At 66.5% G+C, this 18056-nt stretch carries 19 protein-coding genes and 1 tRNA gene; 8 read left to right on the forward strand and 12 right to left on the reverse strand.

The genetic code is table 11. The features are described from left to right. Position 1: 1 nt before the first annotated feature. From ACSQ9I_RS23305 to ACSQ9I_RS23315, 3 genes are all read left to right on the forward strand, one after another. Entirely contained in the window at positions 2-1012 is a 1011-nt protein-coding gene (locus ACSQ9I_RS23305; protein ID WP_436314624.1) for a hypothetical protein, read from the forward strand. Between the two features lie 76 nt (positions 1013-1088). Beyond that, a complete protein-coding gene (gene zapD / locus ACSQ9I_RS23310; protein WP_436305161.1) occupies positions 1089-1841 on the forward strand; it encodes a cell division protein ZapD in 753 nt (250 codons plus the stop codon). Beyond that, positions 1841-2050: a DNA gyrase inhibitor YacG gene (locus tag ACSQ9I_RS23315; RefSeq protein ID WP_436315811.1), complete on the forward strand. Its 210-nt coding sequence runs from the start codon at positions 1841-1843 to the stop codon at positions 2048-2050. The genes zapD and ACSQ9I_RS23315 overlap by 1 nt, the downstream gene beginning before the upstream one ends. Here ACSQ9I_RS23315 and mutT read toward each other — a convergent pair. From mutT to secA, 4 genes are all read right to left on the reverse strand, one after another. Beyond that, positions 2044-2463, reverse strand: a complete 420-nt coding sequence (mutT, locus tag ACSQ9I_RS23320) for an 8-oxo-dGTP diphosphatase MutT (RefSeq protein ID WP_093105718.1) — start codon at positions 2461-2463, stop codon at positions 2044-2046. The two genes, ACSQ9I_RS23315 and mutT, sit on opposite strands and share 7 nt — an antisense overlap. 8 nt (positions 2464-2471) lie before the next feature. Then, positions 2472-3341, reverse strand: a complete 870-nt coding sequence (locus ACSQ9I_RS23325; RefSeq protein ID WP_093105716.1) for an ATP-binding protein — start codon at positions 3339-3341, stop codon at positions 2472-2474. A gap of 126 nt (positions 3342-3467) precedes the next feature. Then, positions 3468-4697 carry a bifunctional glutamate N-acetyltransferase/amino-acid acetyltransferase ArgJ gene (argJ, locus tag ACSQ9I_RS23330; protein WP_436314625.1) on the reverse strand — a complete coding sequence of 410 codons (1230 nt, stop codon included), beginning with the start codon at positions 4695-4697 and terminating at the stop codon, positions 3468-3470. A gap of 19 nt (positions 4698-4716) precedes the next feature. Continuing rightward, a complete protein-coding gene (gene secA, locus ACSQ9I_RS23335) occupies positions 4717-7494 on the reverse strand; it encodes a preprotein translocase subunit SecA (protein ID WP_436314626.1) in 2778 nt (925 codons plus the stop codon). A gap of 189 nt (positions 7495-7683) precedes the next feature. On the opposite strand from secA, the gene ACSQ9I_RS23340 reads away from it, so the two are divergent. From ACSQ9I_RS23340 to ACSQ9I_RS23350, 3 genes are all read left to right on the forward strand, one after another. After that, complete coding sequence (locus ACSQ9I_RS23340) at positions 7684-7989, forward strand: DciA family protein (RefSeq protein WP_436305166.1); 306 nt, start codon at positions 7684-7686, stop codon at positions 7987-7989. Between the two features lie 72 nt (positions 7990-8061). After that, positions 8062-8427 carry a DUF2946 family protein gene (locus ACSQ9I_RS23345; protein WP_436314627.1) on the forward strand — a complete coding sequence of 122 codons (366 nt, stop codon included), beginning with the start codon at positions 8062-8064 and terminating at the stop codon, positions 8425-8427. Positions 8428-8534: 107 nt separating this feature from the next. Then, positions 8535-9950, forward strand: coding sequence for a PepSY-associated TM helix domain-containing protein (locus ACSQ9I_RS23350; protein WP_436314628.1), 1416 nt, complete (start codon positions 8535-8537; stop codon positions 9948-9950). A 61-nt stretch (positions 9951-10011) separates the two neighbouring features. Here ACSQ9I_RS23350 and ACSQ9I_RS23355 read toward each other — a convergent pair. The 6 genes from ACSQ9I_RS23355 to petA form a co-directional block, all read right to left on the reverse strand. After that, positions 10012-10087, reverse strand: a tRNA-Thr gene (locus tag ACSQ9I_RS23355). A gap of 49 nt (positions 10088-10136) precedes the next feature. Further along, entirely contained in the window at positions 10137-10712 is a 576-nt protein-coding gene (locus tag ACSQ9I_RS23360) for a ClpXP protease specificity-enhancing factor (RefSeq protein ID WP_436314629.1), read from the reverse strand. A 20-nt stretch (positions 10713-10732) separates the two neighbouring features. Then, positions 10733-11344: a glutathione S-transferase N-terminal domain-containing protein gene (locus ACSQ9I_RS23365; RefSeq protein ID WP_093105691.1), complete on the reverse strand. Its 612-nt coding sequence runs from the start codon at positions 11342-11344 to the stop codon at positions 10733-10735. Between the two features lie 101 nt (positions 11345-11445). Then, positions 11446-12201, reverse strand: coding sequence for a cytochrome c1 (locus ACSQ9I_RS23370; protein WP_093105689.1), 756 nt, complete (start codon positions 12199-12201; stop codon positions 11446-11448). A gap of 16 nt (positions 12202-12217) precedes the next feature. Then, positions 12218-13618 carry a cytochrome b gene (locus tag ACSQ9I_RS23375; protein ID WP_436314630.1) on the reverse strand — a complete coding sequence of 467 codons (1401 nt, stop codon included), beginning with the start codon at positions 13616-13618 and terminating at the stop codon, positions 12218-12220. Positions 13619-13631: 13 nt separating this feature from the next. Further along, positions 13632-14246, reverse strand: coding sequence for a ubiquinol-cytochrome c reductase iron-sulfur subunit (gene petA / locus ACSQ9I_RS23380; protein WP_436314631.1), 615 nt, complete (start codon positions 14244-14246; stop codon positions 13632-13634). A 156-nt stretch (positions 14247-14402) separates the two neighbouring features. Between petA and mscL the strand changes: the two genes are divergently transcribed. Further along, on the forward strand, positions 14403-14831 hold the full coding sequence (gene mscL, locus ACSQ9I_RS23385; RefSeq protein WP_436314632.1) for a large conductance mechanosensitive channel protein MscL: 429 nt from the start codon (positions 14403-14405) through the stop codon (positions 14829-14831). Here the strand turns inward: mscL and pdxA are convergent. Continuing rightward, positions 14818-15870: a 4-hydroxythreonine-4-phosphate dehydrogenase PdxA gene (pdxA, locus tag ACSQ9I_RS23390; RefSeq protein ID WP_436305175.1), complete on the reverse strand. Its 1053-nt coding sequence runs from the start codon at positions 15868-15870 to the stop codon at positions 14818-14820. The two genes, mscL and pdxA, sit on opposite strands and share 14 nt — an antisense overlap. Then, a complete protein-coding gene (locus ACSQ9I_RS23395; RefSeq protein WP_436293304.1) occupies positions 15867-16640 on the reverse strand; it encodes a Nif3-like dinuclear metal center hexameric protein in 774 nt (257 codons plus the stop codon). Before ACSQ9I_RS23395 ends, pdxA begins: the two co-directional genes overlap by 4 nt. A gap of 223 nt (positions 16641-16863) precedes the next feature. On the opposite strand from ACSQ9I_RS23395, the gene ACSQ9I_RS23400 reads away from it, so the two are divergent. Beyond that, a complete protein-coding gene (locus ACSQ9I_RS23400; RefSeq protein ID WP_436314633.1) occupies positions 16864-18027 on the forward strand; it encodes a S1C family serine protease in 1164 nt (387 codons plus the stop codon). Positions 18028-18056 lie beyond the last annotated feature (29 nt).

Genomic DNA, 18056 nt, shown 5'->3' on the forward strand with positions numbered 1-18056 from the left:
CATGACCCCAGCGAAACTCTGGCTGCGGATCTTTTTCGCGGGCTTTGCGGTGATCGTGGCCCTGCTGCTGGTCACCCTGTTCACACCGGTTCCCTACGGCGACCTGTCGCGCATCGGGCGGGTATCCGATCACGAATTCGGGTGGCGCAAACCGCCACCTCCTCTTCCGCTCGAGTCCATGCGCGGCGTCCCGATGGACCAGGCCGACATCCTCGTCATCGGCGACAGCTTCTCGATGACCCTCACATGGCAGAGCGTGCTCGTGAAGGCCGGCTACCGCGTCACGACGATCTACTGGGGACAACTTCCCTTCATCTGCAAGAATTTCAGCCAATGGGTCGAGGGCACCGGTTTCCGCGGCAAGCTGATCGTGATCGAGAGCATCGAGCGCCTGCTTGCCGAGCGCCTCGACGACAGCGAGACCTGCGGCGCGATGTCGAAGAAGCCCCTGTCGGTCAAGAAGGAGCCCTTCGTGCCGCCCCTCACCCAGGTTCCGGGCTTCGAACTCAACACCAACGCCAAGCTGACCACCGGCCTGAACACCTATCGCAACACGCAGCGCGCAATCGCATCGCCCGACGTCCAGTTCGGCGAGCGCGCGCGGGTGCGCACCGTGCCCGACGGCTGCACCTATTTCAGCCACAGGCTCTGCGACAAGGCACTGTTTTTTCCCGATGACACCAAGGCGGCCGAATTGTCCGAGCGGACGGTCAGGCAGATGGAAGCGATCAACCAGGCGCACCCGTCGTTGCCGATCCTATGGATGGTGTTGCCCGACAAGACGACGACCTACGTGGAACCGAAGCACTCGGCCAGTTTCGTGGCCGCGCTCAACAAGACCAAACTCGGCCCCGACTTGTTCACCGCGGCGAGGGAGGCCCGCACGACCGTGCGCGATCTGTATTTCCCCAACGACACGCACCTGTCGATGCACGGTCAGCTGTGGGTCGGCGACCTGATGCTGAGGGAGGTGCGCGAGTTCCTCTCTCCCGGTCGACACAACGCGCCGTAGGACGGATGCCAGTTCCCATCCGCTGCGGCGCGGCAGCGAGTCTTCCGGCTATCATCGTGCGACTGGAAGCCGACGCGTGATTCTGTACGAGTACCCCTTCAACGAGCGCATCCGGACCTACCTGCGGCTGGAGCACCTGTTTCGCCGTCTCGGCGAATTGGTGCCTGCCGATTCGGCGCTCTCCCACCACTACGCCCTCGTCACGATCTTCGAGATCATGGACGTGGCGGCGCGCGCCGACCTCAAGGCCGACGTGATGCGGGATCTCGACAAGCACAAGAATGTCTTCAACAGCTATCGCGGCAATCCGGCCATCTCTGAAGCCGTGCTCGACCAGGTCGTCGGCAAGCTCGAAAGCAATTTCACGACCCTCAACACGGTGCCTGGCAAAGCCGGCCAGGCATTGACCGAGAACGAGTGGCTGATGAGCATCCGCAGCCGCGCGGGCATTCCCGGCGGCACCTGCGAATTCGACCTGCCGGCCTACTACGCCTGGCAGAACGGCAGGGCCTCCGATCGGCGCGCCGACCTGGAACGCTGGTCCTCCACGCTCGCGCCGCTGGCCGAATCGATCTACCTGCTGCTGAAGCTGTTGCGCGACGCCGATGTGCCTTACAAGGTCATGGCCGCGGGCGGCCAGTTCCAGCAGAACCTGCCCCAGGGCCGCAGCTTCCAGCTGCTGCGCCTGCGCATCGACCCGAAACTCGGACTCATTCCCGAGATCAGCGGCAATCGGCTCATGGTGTCGGTGCGGCTGATGCGGCAGGAGGCCGATCGCCTGCACCAGAGCGCGGACGACACGCCGTTCGAGCTGACCCTCTGCGCATGATGACCCAGGTCAATGCAGCCGGCGAGCGCATCGTCCGGTGTCCGGCGTGCGGGAAAGACAGCGTCTACGCGCCCAGCAACCCGTACCGGCCCTTCTGCAGCGCGCGCTGCAAGGGCATCGACCTCGGCGCCTGGGCGAGCGAAGAATTCAGGATGCCGGCCGAGGCGCCGCCCGACGACGAGCCTTTCGGCGACCCGAAGCTTCAGTGACCGTCCGGCAGGCCGCGCTCTTCGGCCAGCCATCCGAGCACCGGCAGCGCGCCCGGCAGCACCGGCGTCACATCGAGCGGCAGCTGCTGCCAGCGCATGGACTGGCCTTCGCGCATTTCGAACTCGCCCCGCCACGCCCGGACCTTGCACCAGTGCAGGCGCACCAGCGCATGCGGGTAGTCGTGTTCGGTGGTCTTCCAGACTTCGGCGCCGGCGATCGTGATGCCGAGCTCCTCGTGCAGTTCGCGCCGCAGCGCTTCCTCCACCGTCTCGCCGGTCTCGATCTTGCCGCCCGGAAACTCCCAATAGCCCGCGTAAGGCTTGCCCTCGGGCCGCGTCGAAAGAAGCAGGGCGTCGTCTTCGCGGATCAGGATGCCGACCGCCACCTCGGTGTGTTTGCGCGTGTCCGTCATGGCCGGGTTCAGCTGCGGCCCGCGTAGTCGCGCGCGAACTGGTAGGCCACGCGGCCGCTGCGCGAACCGCGCTCGAGCGCCCACACCAGCGCCGCGGGGCGCGCCGCCTCGATCGCCTTCGCATCGACGCCGAAGGACGAGAGCCATTGCGCGACGATCGTCAGGTATTCGTTCTGGCTGAAGGGATAGAAGCTGACCCAGAGGCCGAAGCGCTCCGACAGCGAAGTCTTCTCCTCGATCACCTCGCCGGGATGCACCTCGCCGTCCTCGGTGTGGGTGTAGCTCAGGTTGTCCTTCATGTACTCGGGCAGCAGATGGCGCCGGTTGCTGGTCGCGTAGATCAGCACATTGGGTGTCGCCGCGGCGATCGACCCGTCGAGGATCGACTTGAGCGCCTTGTAACCCGGCTCGCCCTCGTCGAAACTCAGGTCGTCGCTGAACACGATGAACTTCTCGGGCCGCTGTGAAACCACCTCGACGATGTCCGGCAGGTCGGTCAGCTCCGCCTTGTCGACCTCGATGAGGCGCAAGCCCTGCGGCGCATAGGCCTGCAGGCAGGCACGGATCAGCGAGGACTTGCCGGTGCCACGGGCCCCGGTCAAGAGCACGTTGTTGGCCGGCTTGCCCTCGACGAACTGGCGCGTGTTGCGCTCGATCTTTTCCTTCTGGAGGTCGATTTCCTTCAATGCGTCCAGCGACATGCCCGCCACATGGCGCACCGGCTCTAGCGTGCCGTGCCCCGAACTGCGACGGCGGTAGCGCCAGGCGATCGAGGCGTTCCAGTCGGCGGGCGCCGCCAGCGGCTGGGGAAGGATCGACTCGATGCGGCCGATCAGCTGTTCGGCACGCTCGATCAGCCTTTCAAACTTCTCGTTCATATCGATTAGCTATGAAGCTTGTCTGTTCGGGGGACACCGCGGAACCGGCCTTGCCGGGCCGCTGGTGTCGCCCCCCGCTGAGAGGGTTGGCGAAGCGACACGAAGTGCGCGAAGCCTGGGGGGAGGTCAAGATCTGTAGTCGGCGTTGATGGAAACGTAGTCGTGGCTCAGGTCGCAGGTCCACACCGTATCTGCGGCCTCGCCGCGGCCGAGGCCGATGCGCACCATGATCTCGCTCTGCTTCATCACGCGCTGGCCGTCTTCTTCGCGGTAGCTCGGATTGCGCCCGCCCTTGACGGCGACGTGCACGTCGTCGAGATGGAGGTCGATGCCGGTCTGGTCGAGGTCGGCGATGCCCGCGTAGCCGACTGCCGCGAGGATGCGCCCGAGGTTGGGGTCGCTCGCGTAGAACGCGGTCTTGACCAGCGGCGAATGCGCGACCGCATAAGCCACCTGGCGGCACTCGGCGGCGTCGCGCCCGCCTTCGACGCGGATGGTGATGAACTTGGTCGCGCCCTCGCCGTCGCGCACGATGGCCTGGGCCAGCTGGCGCGCGACCGCCTGCATCGCGTCCAGCAAGGCGCGGCCTTCCACGGAATCGAGTGAGGTGATGGTGCCGTGCTCGGCTTTCTGCGTGGCAATCACCACGAAGGAATCGTTGGTCGAGGTGTCGCCGTCGATGGTCACCCGGTTGAACGAGGCCTCGGCCAGGGCCTTGGCCAGCGGCTGGATCAGCGACGGATCGATCTTCGCGTCGGTCGCCATGAAGCCGAGCATGGTCGCCATGTTCGGCCGGATCATGCCGGCGCCCTTGCTGATGCCGGTGACGGTGACCGTGACGCCGCCGATCTGCAGCTGCCGGCTGAAGGCCTTGGGCACGGTGTCGGTGGTCATGATGCCTTCGGCCGCGCGCGCCCAGTTGGCGGGCGCCGCGTCGGCCAGCGCGGCCGGCAGCCCGGCCTCAATGCGGTCGATCGGCAGCGGCTCCATGATCACGCCGGTGGAAAAGGGCAGGATCTGCTCGGGCGCGAGGTTCAGCTTGCGCGCCAGCGCGATGCAGGTCGCGCGCGTGCGCGCCAGGCCGTCCTCGCCGGTACCGGCATTCGCATTGCCGGTGTTGATCAGCATGGCGCGAATGCCGAAGTCCCGGGCCAGGTGCTCGCGGCACACCTGCACGGGTGCAGCACAGAAGCGGTTCTGCGTGAACACGCCGCCGACGGCGGCGCCTTCGTCGATCAGCACGACCGTCAGGTCCTTGCGGTTGGCCTTGCGCACGCCCGCCTCGGCCACGCCGATGCGGATGCCGGGTACCGCATGCAGCTCGGCGGGATCGGGAGCGGAGAGATTCACTGGCATGGCGAATTCCTGCTGTGCATCAATTGAGTTTGCCGTGGCAATGCTTGAACTTCTTGCCGCTGCCGCAGGGGCAGGGGTCGTTGCGGCCGACGCGCGCAAAGGCGGCGGCGCCAACGCTCAGGCCCGAGGTGGCCTGGCGGCGCAGGCTTTCTTCGTCGACCCGCACTTCGACCTCGCCGGTCTCGGTCGGCGCGGTGTAGGTGATGTTGGACAGGTTCTCGCCGCGGCTTCCCAGCGCCTCCGCCGCTTCCTCGAACTGCTCGCCGGTCTGCACGCGCACCGTCATGAGCTGGCGCGTGACCTCGTTCTTCACCGAGTCGAGCAACTGGCCGAAGAGCTCGAAGGCCTCGCGCTTGTATTCCTGCTTGGGCTGCTTCTGCGCGTAGCCGCGCAGGTGGATGCCCTGGCGCAGGTAATCCAGCGAAGCCAGGTGCTCGCGCCAATGGGTGTCGATGCTCTGCAGCAGCACCATGCGCTCGAACTGGGTGAAGTTCTCCTGCCCGATCAGCGCCACCTTGGCGTTGAAGGCTTCGTTGGCCGCGGCGACCACCTTCTCGACGATGTCCTCATCGCCTATGGCACTCGAAGCCTCCACGTCCTTCTGCAGCGGGATGTCGATGCCCCACTCGGCCGCCAGCACCTTCTCGAGGCCGGCGAGGTCCCATTGCTCTTCGACCGATTCGGCCGGCACGTACTGGCGAACCAGGTCGGTGAAGCAGCCTTCGCGCAGCGCCTCGATCTGCGCCGTGAGATCGCCGGCGTCGAGGATGTCGTTGCGCTGCTGGTAGATCACCTTGCGCTGGTCGTTGGAGACGTCGTCGTACTCCAGCAGCTGCTTGCGGATGTCGAAATTGCGCGCCTCGACCTTGCGCTGCGCGCTCTCGATGCTGCGCGTGACGATGCCGGCTTCGATGGCTTCGCCGTCCGGCATCTTGAGGCGGTCCATGATCGCCTTGACGCGGTCGCCCGCGAAGATGCGCATCAGCGGATCGTCCAGGCTCAGGTAGAAGCGCGAAGAGCCCGTGTCGCCCTGCCGGCCCGAGCGGCCGCGCAGCTGGTTGTCGATGCGCCGCGACTCGTGCCGCTCGGTGGCGATGATGCGCAGGCCACCGACCGACTTCACGAACTCGTGGTCCTTGTCCCACTCGGTGCGCAGGCGTGCAATTTCGGCCGCCTTGGCCGAAGGATCGAGCGCCTCGTCGGCCTCCACCGCCTCGATCGCCTTCTCGACGTTGCCGCCGAGCACGATGTCGGTACCGCGACCCGCCATGTTGGTCGCGATCGTGATCATCTTGGTCCGGCCCGCCTGCGCGACGATCTCGGCCTCGCGCGCATGCTGCTTGGCGTTGAGCACCTGGTGCGGCAGGTCGACCTTGGCGAGCAGGCCGTCGATGATTTCGGAGTTCTCGATCGACGAGGTACCGACCAGCACCGGCTGGCCGCGCTCGTAGCACTCGCGGATGTCCTCGATGGCCGCGTCGTACTTCTCGCGCGTGGTCTTGTAGACGCGGTCCAGCTGGTCTTCGCGCCGGCTCGGGCGGTTGGGCGGAATGATCGTGGTCTCCAGACCGTAGATCTCCTGGAACTCGTAGGCCTCGGTGTCGGCCGTGCCCGTCATGCCCGCCAGCTTGGCGTAGAGGCGGAAATAGTTCTGGAAGGTGATCGAGGCGAGCGTCTGGTTTTCGGCCTGGATCTCCACGCCTTCCTTGGCTTCGACGGCCTGGTGCAGGCCGTCGCTCCAGCGCCGGCCGGTCATCAGGCGGCCTGTGAACTCGTCGACGATCACCACTTCGCCCTGCTGCACCACGTAGTGCTGGTCGCGGTGGTAGAGATGCCGCGCACGCAGCGCGGCATTGAGGTGATGCATCAGCGTGATGTTGGCCGGATCGTAGAGCGAAGCGCCCTCGGGCAGCAGCTTGAATTCGGAGAGGATTTGCTCCGCCTTCTCGTGGCCGTCTTCGGTCATGAACACCTGGTGCGTCTTCTCGTCGACCGTGAAGTCGCCCGGCTTCGTGACGCCCTCGCCGGTGCGCGGATCGGCCTCGCCCTCTTGCTTGGTCAAGAGCGGCACGACCTTGTTGATCGCGAGGTACAGCTCGGTATGGTCCTCGGCCTGGCCGCTGATGATGAGCGGCGTGCGCGCCTCGTCGATCAGGATCGAGTCCACCTCGTCGACGATGGCGTAGTTCAGCCCGCGCTGCACCCGGTCCTGCGTCTCGTAGACCATGTTGTCGCGCAGGTAGTCGAAGCCGTACTCGTTGTTGGTGCCGTAGGTGATGTCGCTGCCGTAGGCCTGCTGCTTCTCCTCGCGCGGCATCTGCGGCAGGTTGATGCCGACCGAGAGCCCGAGGAAGTTGTAGAGGCGGCCCATCCAGCGGGCGTCGCGGTTGGCGAGGTAGTCGTTCACCGTCACCACGTGCACGCCCTTGCCGGTCAGCGCATTCAGGTACACCGGCAACGTCGCGGTGAGCGTCTTGCCCTCGCCGGTGCGCATTTCGGAGATCTTGCCGTTGTGAAGCGCCATGCCGCCGAGCAGCTGCACGTCGAAGTGGCGCATCTTCATGACGCGCTTGGAGCCTTCGCGCACCGTCGCAAAAGCCTCGGGCAGCAGGTCGTCCAGCGTCTCGCCGCGCCCCAGCCGGTCCTTGAACTCCTGGGTCTTGGCACGCAGCGCATCGTCGCTGAGCTTCTCGAAGTCGGGTTCGAGCGCATTGATGCGTTCGACCGTCTTGCGATACTGCTTGAGGAGCCGGTCGTTGCGACTGCCGAAAATCTGGGTCAGGAAGTTGGTGGCCATGCGAGCAGGGTCGACAGGAACCCCAACGCATGCGGGCACCGCGACCGAAATTCCTAAGATAGGTGAAAGCAGGTGGGCGCGCCTGGCGCAAAATCAACACGCCAAGGCAAACGGACCCCGCCGGCGCGAACGCCGGCAAACCGGGCATTTTAGCCGCGTTGCCACTCTGAGGCTCCCCCGTCTTCCCCGATGAACCGCCGTTTCAATCCCGTCAGTTTGCAGCAGGCCGCACAGGATTCGCCCACCCTGGCCAGCCTCGCCGCGCGCGCGCGCGACGCGAGCGAGCGATTGCAGGCGGTGCAGGAACTGATTCCGCCCGAGCTGCGCCCCGCCGTGCAGGCCGGTCCCGTCGAAGGCGGCACCTGGTGCCTGCTGGTGCAGGGCAGCGCCGCCGCGGCCAAACTGCGCCAGCTGGTGCCTTTGCTTCAGACGCGGCTGAAATCCAGAGGCTGGGACGACGTGACGCTTCGCATCAAGGTGCTCGCGCGCCGCTGAAGGCAAGAGCGTCAGCGGCCGCCACTCGCGCGTGTCGTCGACGCCGTGCTCCAACGGATAATCGCGCCTCCCATGTCCTGCGTACCCCGGATCCGCCTGCTCAAGCTCGGCCGCTTCGTGCTGCTGTGGTTCGCGCTGTCGCTGGGCGTGGCGGTCGCCTCGCCGATCGTGAATCCGCAGGCGGTGGAGCTGGTCTGTTCCAGTGCCGGCGCCGGCGCCGTCAAGATGGTCGTGCACACCGACGACGGCGCGCAGGAGCTGGGCATGAGCCACATGGACTGCCCGCTGTGCGTGTTGACCGGCGCGCCGCCACCCGCAGCAGCGGTAGCGCTGCCGAGTCCTCTCCCGCTGGCCCATGCGGTCCAGCCCATTCCGGCCGCACGCATCGCCGCGGCCACCGCCGCGCCGCTGCCCGCGCGCGGGCCTCCAGCGCTCTGAGCCTGCCTTCGAACCGGTAGCGCATCGCGCCCCGCAGGACGGGCGCTGGCGCCCGGACTTCCTTGCTTGCCATGCATCGGCGCTCCACGGCGCCGAAGAGCCCTTCCATGAATTCAATGACCCATGAGGCACCCGCGCGCGCCGGTGCTGCCGACGGCCTCTATCGCGCCGTATGGCGCTGGCACTTCTATGCCGGCCTGCTGGTGCTGCCCTTTCTGATCTGGCTGGCCATCACAGGCGGCTTGTATGTCTTCAAGGCAGAGATCGATGGCTTCTTTCATCGCGAGCTGAAGACCGTGCCGGTCGCCAGGGGGTCCATGCGGCCCCATGGGGAGGTGGTCGCCGCAGCCTTGGCGGCACATCCCGGGCGGCTGCTCAAGTACACGCCCGCAAGCGCAGCGACCGACTCGGCGGAAGTCGGCATCGCGACCGCCCAGGGCGAACAGCTCGCGGTGTTCGTCGACCCTTATTGCGCCGCGGTGCTGGGCGCCTTGCCCGATCGCGGGACGGTGGCCTGGACCATCCGCCGACTCCACAGCCTGAAGTACTTCGGGCCGGTGGCGCGCGGGGCGATCGAGATCGCGGGCGGCTGGGCCATCCTGCTGGTGCTCACCGGCATCTATCTCTGGTGGCCGCGCGGGCGCAGCGGCGGGGTGCTCTCGGTGCGCGGCCGGCCGCGCCAACGCGTGTTCTGGCGCGACCTGCATGCCGTGACGGGCCTGGTGGTCGGCGGCGCGCTGGCCTTTCTGGCCTTCACCGGCATGCCCTGGTCGGTGCTGTGGGGCGCAAAGGTCAACCAGTGGGCCAACGGGCACAACTTCGGCTATCCCGCCGGCGTGCGCGTGCAGGTGCCGATGTCCACGCAGCGGCTCGGCGACCAAGCGCCCACCGCCTGGTCGCTCGAGCAGGCCCGCCTGCCTCGGTCCGCACCGGACGGACATGAGGATCACGCAGGGCATGGCGCGCCGCCGCAGCCGGCCGCGGCGGCGGCTTCGCCCCAGGCCATCGGCCTCGACGCTGCCATCGCGATCGTCGAAGGGCTGGGCATCGCCCGCGGCTACACCATCAGCCCGCCGCGCGGGCCCACCGGCGTCTACACGGCTTCGGTCTATCCCGACGATCTGTCGCAGCAGCGCGTCATCCACCTCGACCAGTACAGCGGCCGGCGGCTCATCGACATGCGCTATGCCGACTACGGGCCGCTGGGCCGCTGGCTGGAGTGGGGCATCAACGTCCACATGGGCCGGGAGTTCGGCGTGCCCAACAAGGTCGTGCTGGTGGTGGTCTGCCTGGCGATCGTGCTGCTGTGCGTGAGCGCCGGCTTGATGTGGTGGAAGCGCCGGCCGGCCGGTGGCCTGGGCGTACCTCCGATGCCCACCGACCGCCGCGCGTTGCGCGCCGTCGTGGCATTGCTGGCCGTGGGCGGCGTCGTGTTTCCGCTGGTCGGCGCTTCGCTGCTGATGATGCTGCTGCTCGATGCCTTGCTCGTGCAAGGACACCAGCGTCCTGCGGGCGCTGCCTGAAGCAGCAATGACTTTGCATCTCCGGGCACGGCGCGCAGCGCAGCACCTCCGGACTGTCTGGTGGTGCCGCTTGTCGGAATCGAACTGACGACCTACCGCTTACAAGGCGGTTGCTCTACCAACTGAGCTAAAGCGGCGTGGGGGTACGGATGGATTTTAGCGGTGCGGCGCCTGCCGCTCGGCCCGCTACTTGATGCGCTTGAGCGAGGGCCGGGCGCCGCCGTTGGTCGGGGGCCTCGGCGGGTCTTCGGGGTCCGAAGGCGTGGCGCCCGCCGTCGTCGTTGCCGCCGCGTCATCCGCGGAAGCCTCGCCGCTGACCAGATGGACGACCTTGCTCGCATCGCCTTCGGTGCCGCGGGACGCGTCTCGCAAGGGCGTGCGCGCCGCGGGCGACGTCGTGGCCGTGCTGTGGTCCTCGATGGCCGGCACTGCGGCGGGTGCGGGCGCCGGAAAAGCCATGCCCTGCCCGTTCTCGCGCGCATAGATCGCGATCACGCGGCCCACCGGCACGCTGATCTCGCGCGCGGTGCCGGCGAAGCGGGCCTTGAACTCGATGAAGTCGTTGCCCAGCTTGAGTGAACTGGTCGCATCGAAGCTGATGTTCAGCACAATCTCGCCGTTCTTCACGTACTCGCGCGGCACCTGCACGGTGTCGTCGACCTGCACCGCCACGTAGGGGGTGAAACCGTTGTCGGTGCACCACTCGTACAGGGCCCGTATCAGGTAAGGGCGGGTGGAAGAAGACTCGAGCGCGTTGATCATGAGAAACGAAGCTGCAGGTACTACTTGCGCATCACCTTTTCGGACGGCGTCAGCGCTTCGATGTAGGCCGGGCGCGAGAAGATGCGTTCAGCGTACTTCAGGAGCGGCGCGGCGTTCTTGCTGAGGTCGATGCCATAGTAGTCCAGGCGCCAGAGCAGCGGCGCGATCGCGACGTCGAGCATCGAGAAATTGTCGCCAAGCATGTATTTGTTCTTGAGAAACACGGGCGCGAGCTGCGTGAGCCGGTCGCGGATGTGCGAGCGCGCCTTCTCGATCGCCTTCTCGTTGCCCTTGGCGGTGCGGTTTTCCAGCGTGGAGACGTGCACGAACAGTTCCTTCTCGAAATTGAGCAGGAACAGGCGCACGCGCGCGCGGTCGACCGGGTCGCCGGGCATCAATTGCGGATGCGGGAAGCGCTCGTCGATGTACTCGTTGATGATGTTCGACTCGTACAGGATCAGGTCGCGCTCGACCAGGATCGGCACCTGGCCGTACGGGTTCATCACGCTGATGTCTTCGGGCTTGTTGTAGAGATCGACGTCGCGGATCTCGAAATCCATGCCCTTTTCGAACAGCACGAAGCGGCAGCGATGGGAAAAGGGGCAGGTCGTTCCTGAATACAAAACCATCATGGCGAAAGACTCCTAAAAATTAAAAAGAGTGGGCATGCCGGGCGGCAACCCACTCCACAAGGACGCGCGCCCGGCGAAGCCGGACCGCGTTCTCAGCTTCGTTACTTCACGTCTTTCCAGTACGAGGCGTTCAAGCGCCATACGAAGACCAACGCCATGACGAGAAACAGCAGCACCCAGACGCCGACGCGGATGCGCGTGTTCTGCGCGGGTTCGGCCATCCATTGAAGGTAGCTCACGAGGTCGCCGATCGCCTGGTCGTACTGCAGCGGCGTCATCGTCCCGGGCGCGACCTGCTCCCAGCCCTTGAATACCTCGGCGGCGTGGCCGTGCGATTCGATCTTGTCGAACACCGGCCGGCGGTCACCCTGCAGCTCCCACATCACGTGCGGCATGCCGACGCTCGGGAACACGAGATTGTTCCAGCCGGTCGCCTTGGTGTCGTCGCGGTAGAAGGTGCGCAGGTAGGTGTAGAGGTAGTCGGCCCCCGTGCCGCCGTGGCCGGCGCGCGAACGGGCGACCAGCGTGAGGTCGGGCGGAATGCCGCCGAACCATTCCTTGGCCTGGCGCGGATCGAGGTTGGCCTTCATCGTCTCGCCGACCTTGTCGGTCGTGAACAGGAGGTTGTCCTTGATCTGCTGCTCGGTGATGCCGATGTCCTGCAGCCGGTTGTAGCGCATGAACGCCGCCGAATGGCAGTTGAGGCAGTAGTTGACGAACAGCTTGGCGCCGTTCTGCAGCGCGGCCAGGTCGTTGGTCTTGTTCGGTGCCTTGTCCCAGGCGATGCCGCCCTCGGCGGCATGTGCGCCGGCCACGAAGCCGAGCGCTGCAATCAACGTGAGGATCAGTTTCTTCATTCTTGTGTGCTCCCGGTCAGTGCGCGCTGAAGGTCACGCGCTCGGGGACCGGCTTGAATTCGCCGAGGCGGCTCCACCACGGCATCAGGAGGAAGAAACCGAAATAGAAGAGCGTTCCGACCTGCGACACGCGCTCGCCGATCGGCGACGGCGGCTGCACGCCGAGGTAGGCGAGGATCACGAAGTTGACGACGAACACGCCGTACACAAACCAGTGCCAGCCCGGACGGTAGCGGATCGACTTGACCGGGCTGTTGTCCAGCCAGGGCAGGAAGAACAGGATGATGACGGCGCCGCCCATCACGAGAACGCCCCAGAACTTGGCGTCGATCTGCAGCATCATCGCCGCGACGATGACCGCCGCGATCACGATCGCGCCCTTGATCAAGGCGATGACACGCGCTTTCCAGACGCCGAAGACGGCGCCGGCCACGACGCAGGCGATCAGCACATACATCATCTCGCTGGTGATCGCGCGCAGCATCGAATAGTAGGGCGTGAAGTACCAGACCGGTGCGATGTGGTTCGGCGTCTTCAGCGAATCGGCCGGGATGAAGTTGTTGTACTCGAGGAAGTAGCCGCCGGCTTCGGGCGCGAAGAAGATCACGGCCGAGAAGATCGTGAGGAACACCACCACGCCGAAGATGTCGTGCACCGTGTAGTACGGATGCGACGGAATGCCGTCCAGCGGATGGCCGTCGGCGTCGAGCTTGGCCTTGATCTCGATGCCGTCGGGGTTGTTCGAACCCACTTCGTGCAGCGCGATCAGGTGGGCGACCACCAGGCCCAGCAGCACCAGCGGCACCGCGATCACGTGGAAGCTGAAGAAGCGGTTGAGGGTGGCGTCGCTCACCACGTAGTCGCCGCGGATCAGGAGCGCGAGGTCAGGGCCGACGAAGGGGATCGCCGCGAACAGGTTCACGATCACCTGCGCGCCCCAGTAGCTCATCTGGCCCCAGGGCAGCAGGTAGCCCATGAAGGCTTCGGCCATCAGGCACAGGAAGATCGCGCAGCCGAAGATCCAGATCAGCTCGCGCGGCTTGCGGTAGCTGCCGTAGATGAGGCCGCGGAACATGTGCAGGTACACCACGATGAAGAAGGCCGAGGCGCCCGTCGAGTGCATGTAGCGGATCAGCCAGCCCCAGGGCACGTCGCGCATGATGTACTCGACCGACGCGAAGGCCTGCGCTGCGTCGGGCTTGTAGTGCATCGTCAGGAAGATGCCGGTCACGATCTGGATCACGAGGACCAGCATCGCGAGCGAGCCGAAGATGTACCAGATGTTGAAGTTCTTCGGGGCGTAGTACTTGCCCCACTGCTCGTTCCAGAGCTGGGTCAGCGGGAAGCGGTTGTCGACCCAGTTGAGCAGCTTCTCGCCGGTGGGGGCGTTGGGCGAGATTTCCTTGAATTCAGCCATGTTCTTGTTCCCCTCAGGCCTTCTTGTCTTCGCCGATCAGCAGGCGCGTGTCGGAGATGTACATGTGCGGCGGTACCGGGAGGTTGTCGGGCGCGGGCTTGTTCTTGAAGACGCGGCCGGCCAGGTCGAAGGTCGAACCGTGGCAGGGGCAGAGGAAGCCGCCTTCCCAGTTGTCGGGCAGCGAGGGCTGGGGGCCGGACTGGAGCTTGTCGATGGGCGAGCAGCCGAGATGGGTGCAGATGCCGACGACCACCAGCACCTCGGGCTTGATCGAGCGGCCTTCGTTGCGCGCGTATTCGGGGGTGAACTCGTCGGGGTTGCGCTTGGACTGCGGATCGGCGAGCTGGCTGTCGAGCTTGGGCAAGTCGGCGACCTGGGCCGGCGTGCGCTTGAGGATCCACACCGGCTTGCCACGCCATTCGACGGTCATCTTTTCGCCGGGCTGCAAGCCACCGATATCGACCTCGACCGGCGCACCGGCTGCCTTGGCTTTCTCCGAGGGCTGGAAAGTGCTCACGAACGGGATGGCGGTTGCCACGCTTCCCACTGCGCCGGCACAGCCGGATGCGATCAACCACGTCCGCTTGCTGCTGTCGATCCGTTGTTGGCCGACGGAGATGTCACTCATGGGGGTCCTCAAATCTTCTTCGCTGGGGGCTTGGAGTCAACCGGCGATTGTAGCGGAGCGTCACAAGCGAATTCAACGCGAGCGCAGGCCCCGCATGCAGGGCAACGCGGCCTCTATACTGCCGCGGTCCAACAACAATGACGCGAGGTAAGCGACATGAGCGTTCTGAAGGAATTTCGCGAGTTCGCGGTCAAGGGCAACGTGATCGACCTCGCGGTCGGCGTGATCATCGGCGCGGCCTTCGGCAAGATCGTCGACTCGCTGGTCGCAGACGTCATCATGCCGCTGGTCGGCATCGTGTTCGGCAAGCTCGACTTCTCGAACCTCTACATCGTGCTGGGCACCGCGCCGGCCGGCGTGGCCAACAACCTGGCAGATCTGAAGAAGGCCGGCGTGCCGGTGCTGGCCTACGGCAACTTCATCACCATCGCGGTCAACTTCGTGATCCTGGCCTTCATCATCTTCATGATGGTCAAGCAGATCAACAAGCTGCGCAAAACGCAAGAAGCAGCACCCGCTGAAGCCGCACCGCCGGAGGACATCGCGCTCCTGCGCGAGATCCGCGACAGCCTCAAGCGCTCCTGAAGGCCAGCGCGCGCGCCATCCGGATCGCCTCGATCAGGCTGGAGGCATCGGCCATGCCCTGGCCCGCGATGTCGAACGCCGTGCCGTGATCGGGACTGGTGCGCACCAGCGGCAGGCCCAGCGTCACGTTCACCCCCTTCTCCACGCCCAGATACTTGACCGGGATCAGGCCCTGGTCGTGGTACATCGCGATCACCACGTCGAACTCGCCCGCCCCTTGGCGCTTTGCGCGGGCGCGCATGAAGACGGTGTCTGGCGCATGGGGCCCGTCGGCATCGATGCCTTCGGCGCGCGCGGCCGCGATGGCCGGCGCGATGATCTCACGCTCTTCCGAGCCGAACAGGCCGCCCTCCCCCGCATGCGGGTTGAGCCCCGCGACGCCGATCTTCGGCGCGCGCCCCAGCACCGCCGCCAGTGCGCGGTGCGCGATGCGCAGCGTCTGCAGCACGCTGTCGACCGTCACCGCCTCGATCGCATCGCGCAGCGACATGTGGATGCTCACGAGCACGGTGCGCAGCTCGTCGTTGGCCAGCATCATGCGCACCGGCAGCTCGGCCGGCGACCGGCCCAGATGGGCCGCGGCTTCGGCCTGCAGCAGTTCGGTGTGGCCGGGAAAGGCGAAGCCGGCCGCTGCCAGCGCCTCCTTGTGCAGCGGCGCGGTGACGATGGCCGCGAGTTCGCCGCGCAGCGCGGCGCGCGCCGCCCACAGCACGCAGTCGCCGGCGATGCGGCCGGCGGCGGCGCTGATCTCGCCGAGCGCGATGGGCGACGGCGGCGGGCTCGCAGCCTGCAGCACGGGGATGCAGCGCGGCGGCATCGCGGCCAGGTCTGCCGGCGCATCGATCAGCGCCACGGGCAGCGCCGGGCTGCCCGGCGCTGCGAGCGCCTGCGCTGCGCGGCGCACGGTGTCCACGTCGCCCGCGACGAAGCAGCCCTGCGTGATGCCGGGCGCATCGCGAAAAGACTTGACGATGATCTCGGGCCCGATGCCCGCGGGATCGCCGAGCGTGATCGCGATCGGGGCGGTGTCGCGCTTCACGCCGGGTTGTCGATGTCGATGAACTGGTGCGCCAGGCCCAGCTGCGCGGCCACGTGCGCCGCCACCGCGGGTGCGCCGTAGCGCTCGGTGGCATGGTGGCCGCAGGCGAGGAAGGCGACGCCCATTTCTCTCGCGTAGTGCGCCTGCGGCTCCGAGATCTCGCCGGTGATGAAGGCATCGGCGCCGGCCGCGATGGCCGCCTCGAAATAGCCCTGCGCGCCGCCCGTGCACCAGGCGATGTTGCGGATCGGGCGATGCGCCGTGTCGAGCAGGACGACCGGCTTGCCGAGCGCCTTCTCGACGTGGGCGGCCAGCGCCTTCGCGCTCGCGAAGCTCTCGCCGTTGTCGCGCGCGCCCAGGAAGCCGATCTCCTGCTCGCCGAAGCGCCCAGTCGAACCGGCGTGCGCGACCAGGCCCAGCTTGAGACCGAGCTGCGCGTTGTTGCCGAGCTCCGGATGCGCATCGAGCGGCAGGTGATAGGCGAACAGGCTCACGTCGTCCCCGAGCAGGAGGCTGAGCCGCTGCTTCATCCAGCCGGTCACGCGGCCGTCCTGGCCGCGCCAGAACAGGCCATGGTGCACGAAGATCGCATCGGCCTCGGCGTGGATCGCGGCCTCGATCAGCGCGCGGCTCGCGGTGACGCCCGAGACGATCTTGCGCACCGTGGTGCGGCCTTCGACCTGCAAGCCGTTGGGGCCGTAGTCCTTGAAACGCTCGGGCGCGAGCAGGAGATCGAACGCATGCAGCAGCTCGTGGCGGGTCGTACTCATCGCGCCATTGTGGACCCGAGCGGCGCAGGCCGTCTCGCACAGCTGCGCCCGGAGAGCCCGGTCAGGGCCGCAGGCCTCAGGGTTTTCACCATGTAGACGGAAACAGTCCGATTCACTCAGGCGCGAGTCTGCGGAACGAGGCAGCAGATCCATTGAGGGACAATGCAGTCTTCGGCGCCAGCCGCGCTTCCCCCACTTCAACGTCCTTCTTTTCTTGTTTTTCATGAAACGCACCTGGCTGCTGTTCGCCCAGACCGTGACCGTCCTGCTCGCGGCCTATTTCGTCGTCGCGACGCTCAAGCCCGAATGGGTCGGCCAGCGCACCACCTCGCTCGGCGGCGTGGTCTCGGTGATCGAGGCGCCAGCCGCCAATCCGACGGCGATCGCGCCCGGGAGCCTGAGCGCCGCCGCCAAGAAGGCCTCGCCGGCGGTGGTCAGCATCAACACCAGCAAGGCGGCGCGGCGCAGTCCGCGCAGCGACGACCCGTGGTTCCGCTTCTTCTTCGGCGACCAGGGCGTCGACCAGCCCCAGGTCGGCCTGGGCAGCGGCGTCATCGTCAGCACGGACGGCTACATCCTCACCAACAACCATGTGGTGGAGGGGGCGGACGAAATCGACGTCACGCTCAACGACAGCCGTCACGCGCGCGGCAAGGTGATCGGCACCGACCCCGACACCGACCTCGCCGTGCTCAAGATCGAGCTCGACAAGCTGCCGGTGGTCGTGCTGGGCAACTCCGACAACCTGCAGGTCGGCGACCAGGTGCTCGCCATCGGCAATCCCTTCGGCGTCGGCCAGACCGTCACCAGCGGCATCGTCTCGGCGCTGGGGCGCAACCAGCTCGGCATCAACACCTTCGAGAACTTCATCCAGACCGATGCGGCCATCAATCCCGGCAATTCGGGCGGTGCGCTGGTCGACGTCAACGGCAACCTCGAAGGGATCAACACCGCGATCTACTCGCGCTCCGGCGGCAGCCTGGGCATCGGCTTCGCGATTCCGGTTTCGACAGCCAAGCAGGTGCTGGAAGACATCGTCAAGGAAGGCAAGGTCACGCGCGGCTGGATCGGCGTGGAACCCAACAACCTCTCGCCCGAACTGGCGGAGACCTTCGGCATCAAGGCGAACAAGGGGGTCATCATCACGGGCGTGCTGCAGAACGGCCCGGCCGCCCAGGCCGGCATCCGCCCCGGCGACGTGATCACCGGCGTCGGCGACCAGCGCATCGACAACGTGCAGGAACTGCTGACCGCGGTGGCGGGGCTCAAGCCCGGCAATGCGGCGCGATTTGCGCTTCAGCGCGGCAGGGACAAGTTGGAACTCAACGTCACGCCGGGCCCGCGGCCGCGGAGCCCGATCCGCCGCGCCCCGGGCGAGCCCGAGTAGGCGGCGAGCTGCTGCTGTCGCGCGGCCCG

The sequence above is a fragment of the Variovorax sp. LjRoot84 genome (assembly GCF_964254305.1).
Taxonomy (GTDB): domain Bacteria; phylum Pseudomonadota; class Gammaproteobacteria; order Burkholderiales; family Burkholderiaceae_C; genus Variovorax.

What these genes read in the sequence shown, in the direction of transcription:
- ACSQ9I_RS23400 (WP_436314633.1), top strand. Translation starts at nt 16,864, where the DNA reads ATGAAACGCACCTGGCTGCTGTTCGCCCAGACCGTGACCGTCCTGCTC.
- ACSQ9I_RS23345 (WP_436314627.1), top strand. Translation starts at nt 8,062, where the DNA reads ATGTCCTGCGTACCCCGGATCCGCCTGCTCAAGCTCGGCCGCTTCGTG.
- ACSQ9I_RS23360 (WP_436314629.1), bottom strand. Translation starts at nt 10,712, where the DNA reads ATGATCAACGCGCTCGAGTCTTCTTCCACCCGCCCTTACCTGATACGG.
- ACSQ9I_RS23395 (WP_436293304.1), bottom strand. Translation starts at nt 16,640, where the DNA reads ATGAGTACGACCCGCCACGAGCTGCTGCATGCGTTCGATCTCCTGCTC.
- secA (WP_436314626.1), bottom strand. Translation starts at nt 7,494, where the DNA reads ATGGCCACCAACTTCCTGACCCAGATTTTCGGCAGTCGCAACGACCGG.
- mutT (WP_093105718.1), bottom strand. Translation starts at nt 2,463, where the DNA reads ATGACGGACACGCGCAAACACACCGAGGTGGCGGTCGGCATCCTGATC.
- argJ (WP_436314625.1), bottom strand. Translation starts at nt 4,697, where the DNA reads ATGCCAGTGAATCTCTCCGCTCCCGATCCCGCCGAGCTGCATGCGGTA.
- petA (WP_436314631.1), bottom strand. Translation starts at nt 14,246, where the DNA reads ATGAGTGACATCTCCGTCGGCCAACAACGGATCGACAGCAGCAAGCGG.
- ACSQ9I_RS23375 (WP_436314630.1), bottom strand. Translation starts at nt 13,618, where the DNA reads ATGGCTGAATTCAAGGAAATCTCGCCCAACGCCCCCACCGGCGAGAAG.
- ACSQ9I_RS23350 (WP_436314628.1), top strand. Translation starts at nt 8,535, where the DNA reads ATGAATTCAATGACCCATGAGGCACCCGCGCGCGCCGGTGCTGCCGAC.
- ACSQ9I_RS23370 (WP_093105689.1), bottom strand. Translation starts at nt 12,201, where the DNA reads ATGAAGAAACTGATCCTCACGTTGATTGCAGCGCTCGGCTTCGTGGCC.
- ACSQ9I_RS23325 (WP_093105716.1), bottom strand. Translation starts at nt 3,341, where the DNA reads ATGAACGAGAAGTTTGAAAGGCTGATCGAGCGTGCCGAACAGCTGATC.
- ACSQ9I_RS23305 (WP_436314624.1), top strand. Translation starts at nt 2, where the DNA reads ATGACCCCAGCGAAACTCTGGCTGCGGATCTTTTTCGCGGGCTTTGCG.
- ACSQ9I_RS23365 (WP_093105691.1), bottom strand. Translation starts at nt 11,344, where the DNA reads ATGATGGTTTTGTATTCAGGAACGACCTGCCCCTTTTCCCATCGCTGC.
- ACSQ9I_RS23315 (WP_436315811.1), top strand. Translation starts at nt 1,841, where the DNA reads ATGACCCAGGTCAATGCAGCCGGCGAGCGCATCGTCCGGTGTCCGGCG.
- mscL (WP_436314632.1), top strand. Translation starts at nt 14,403, where the DNA reads ATGAGCGTTCTGAAGGAATTTCGCGAGTTCGCGGTCAAGGGCAACGTG.
- ACSQ9I_RS23340 (WP_436305166.1), top strand. Translation starts at nt 7,684, where the DNA reads ATGAACCGCCGTTTCAATCCCGTCAGTTTGCAGCAGGCCGCACAGGAT.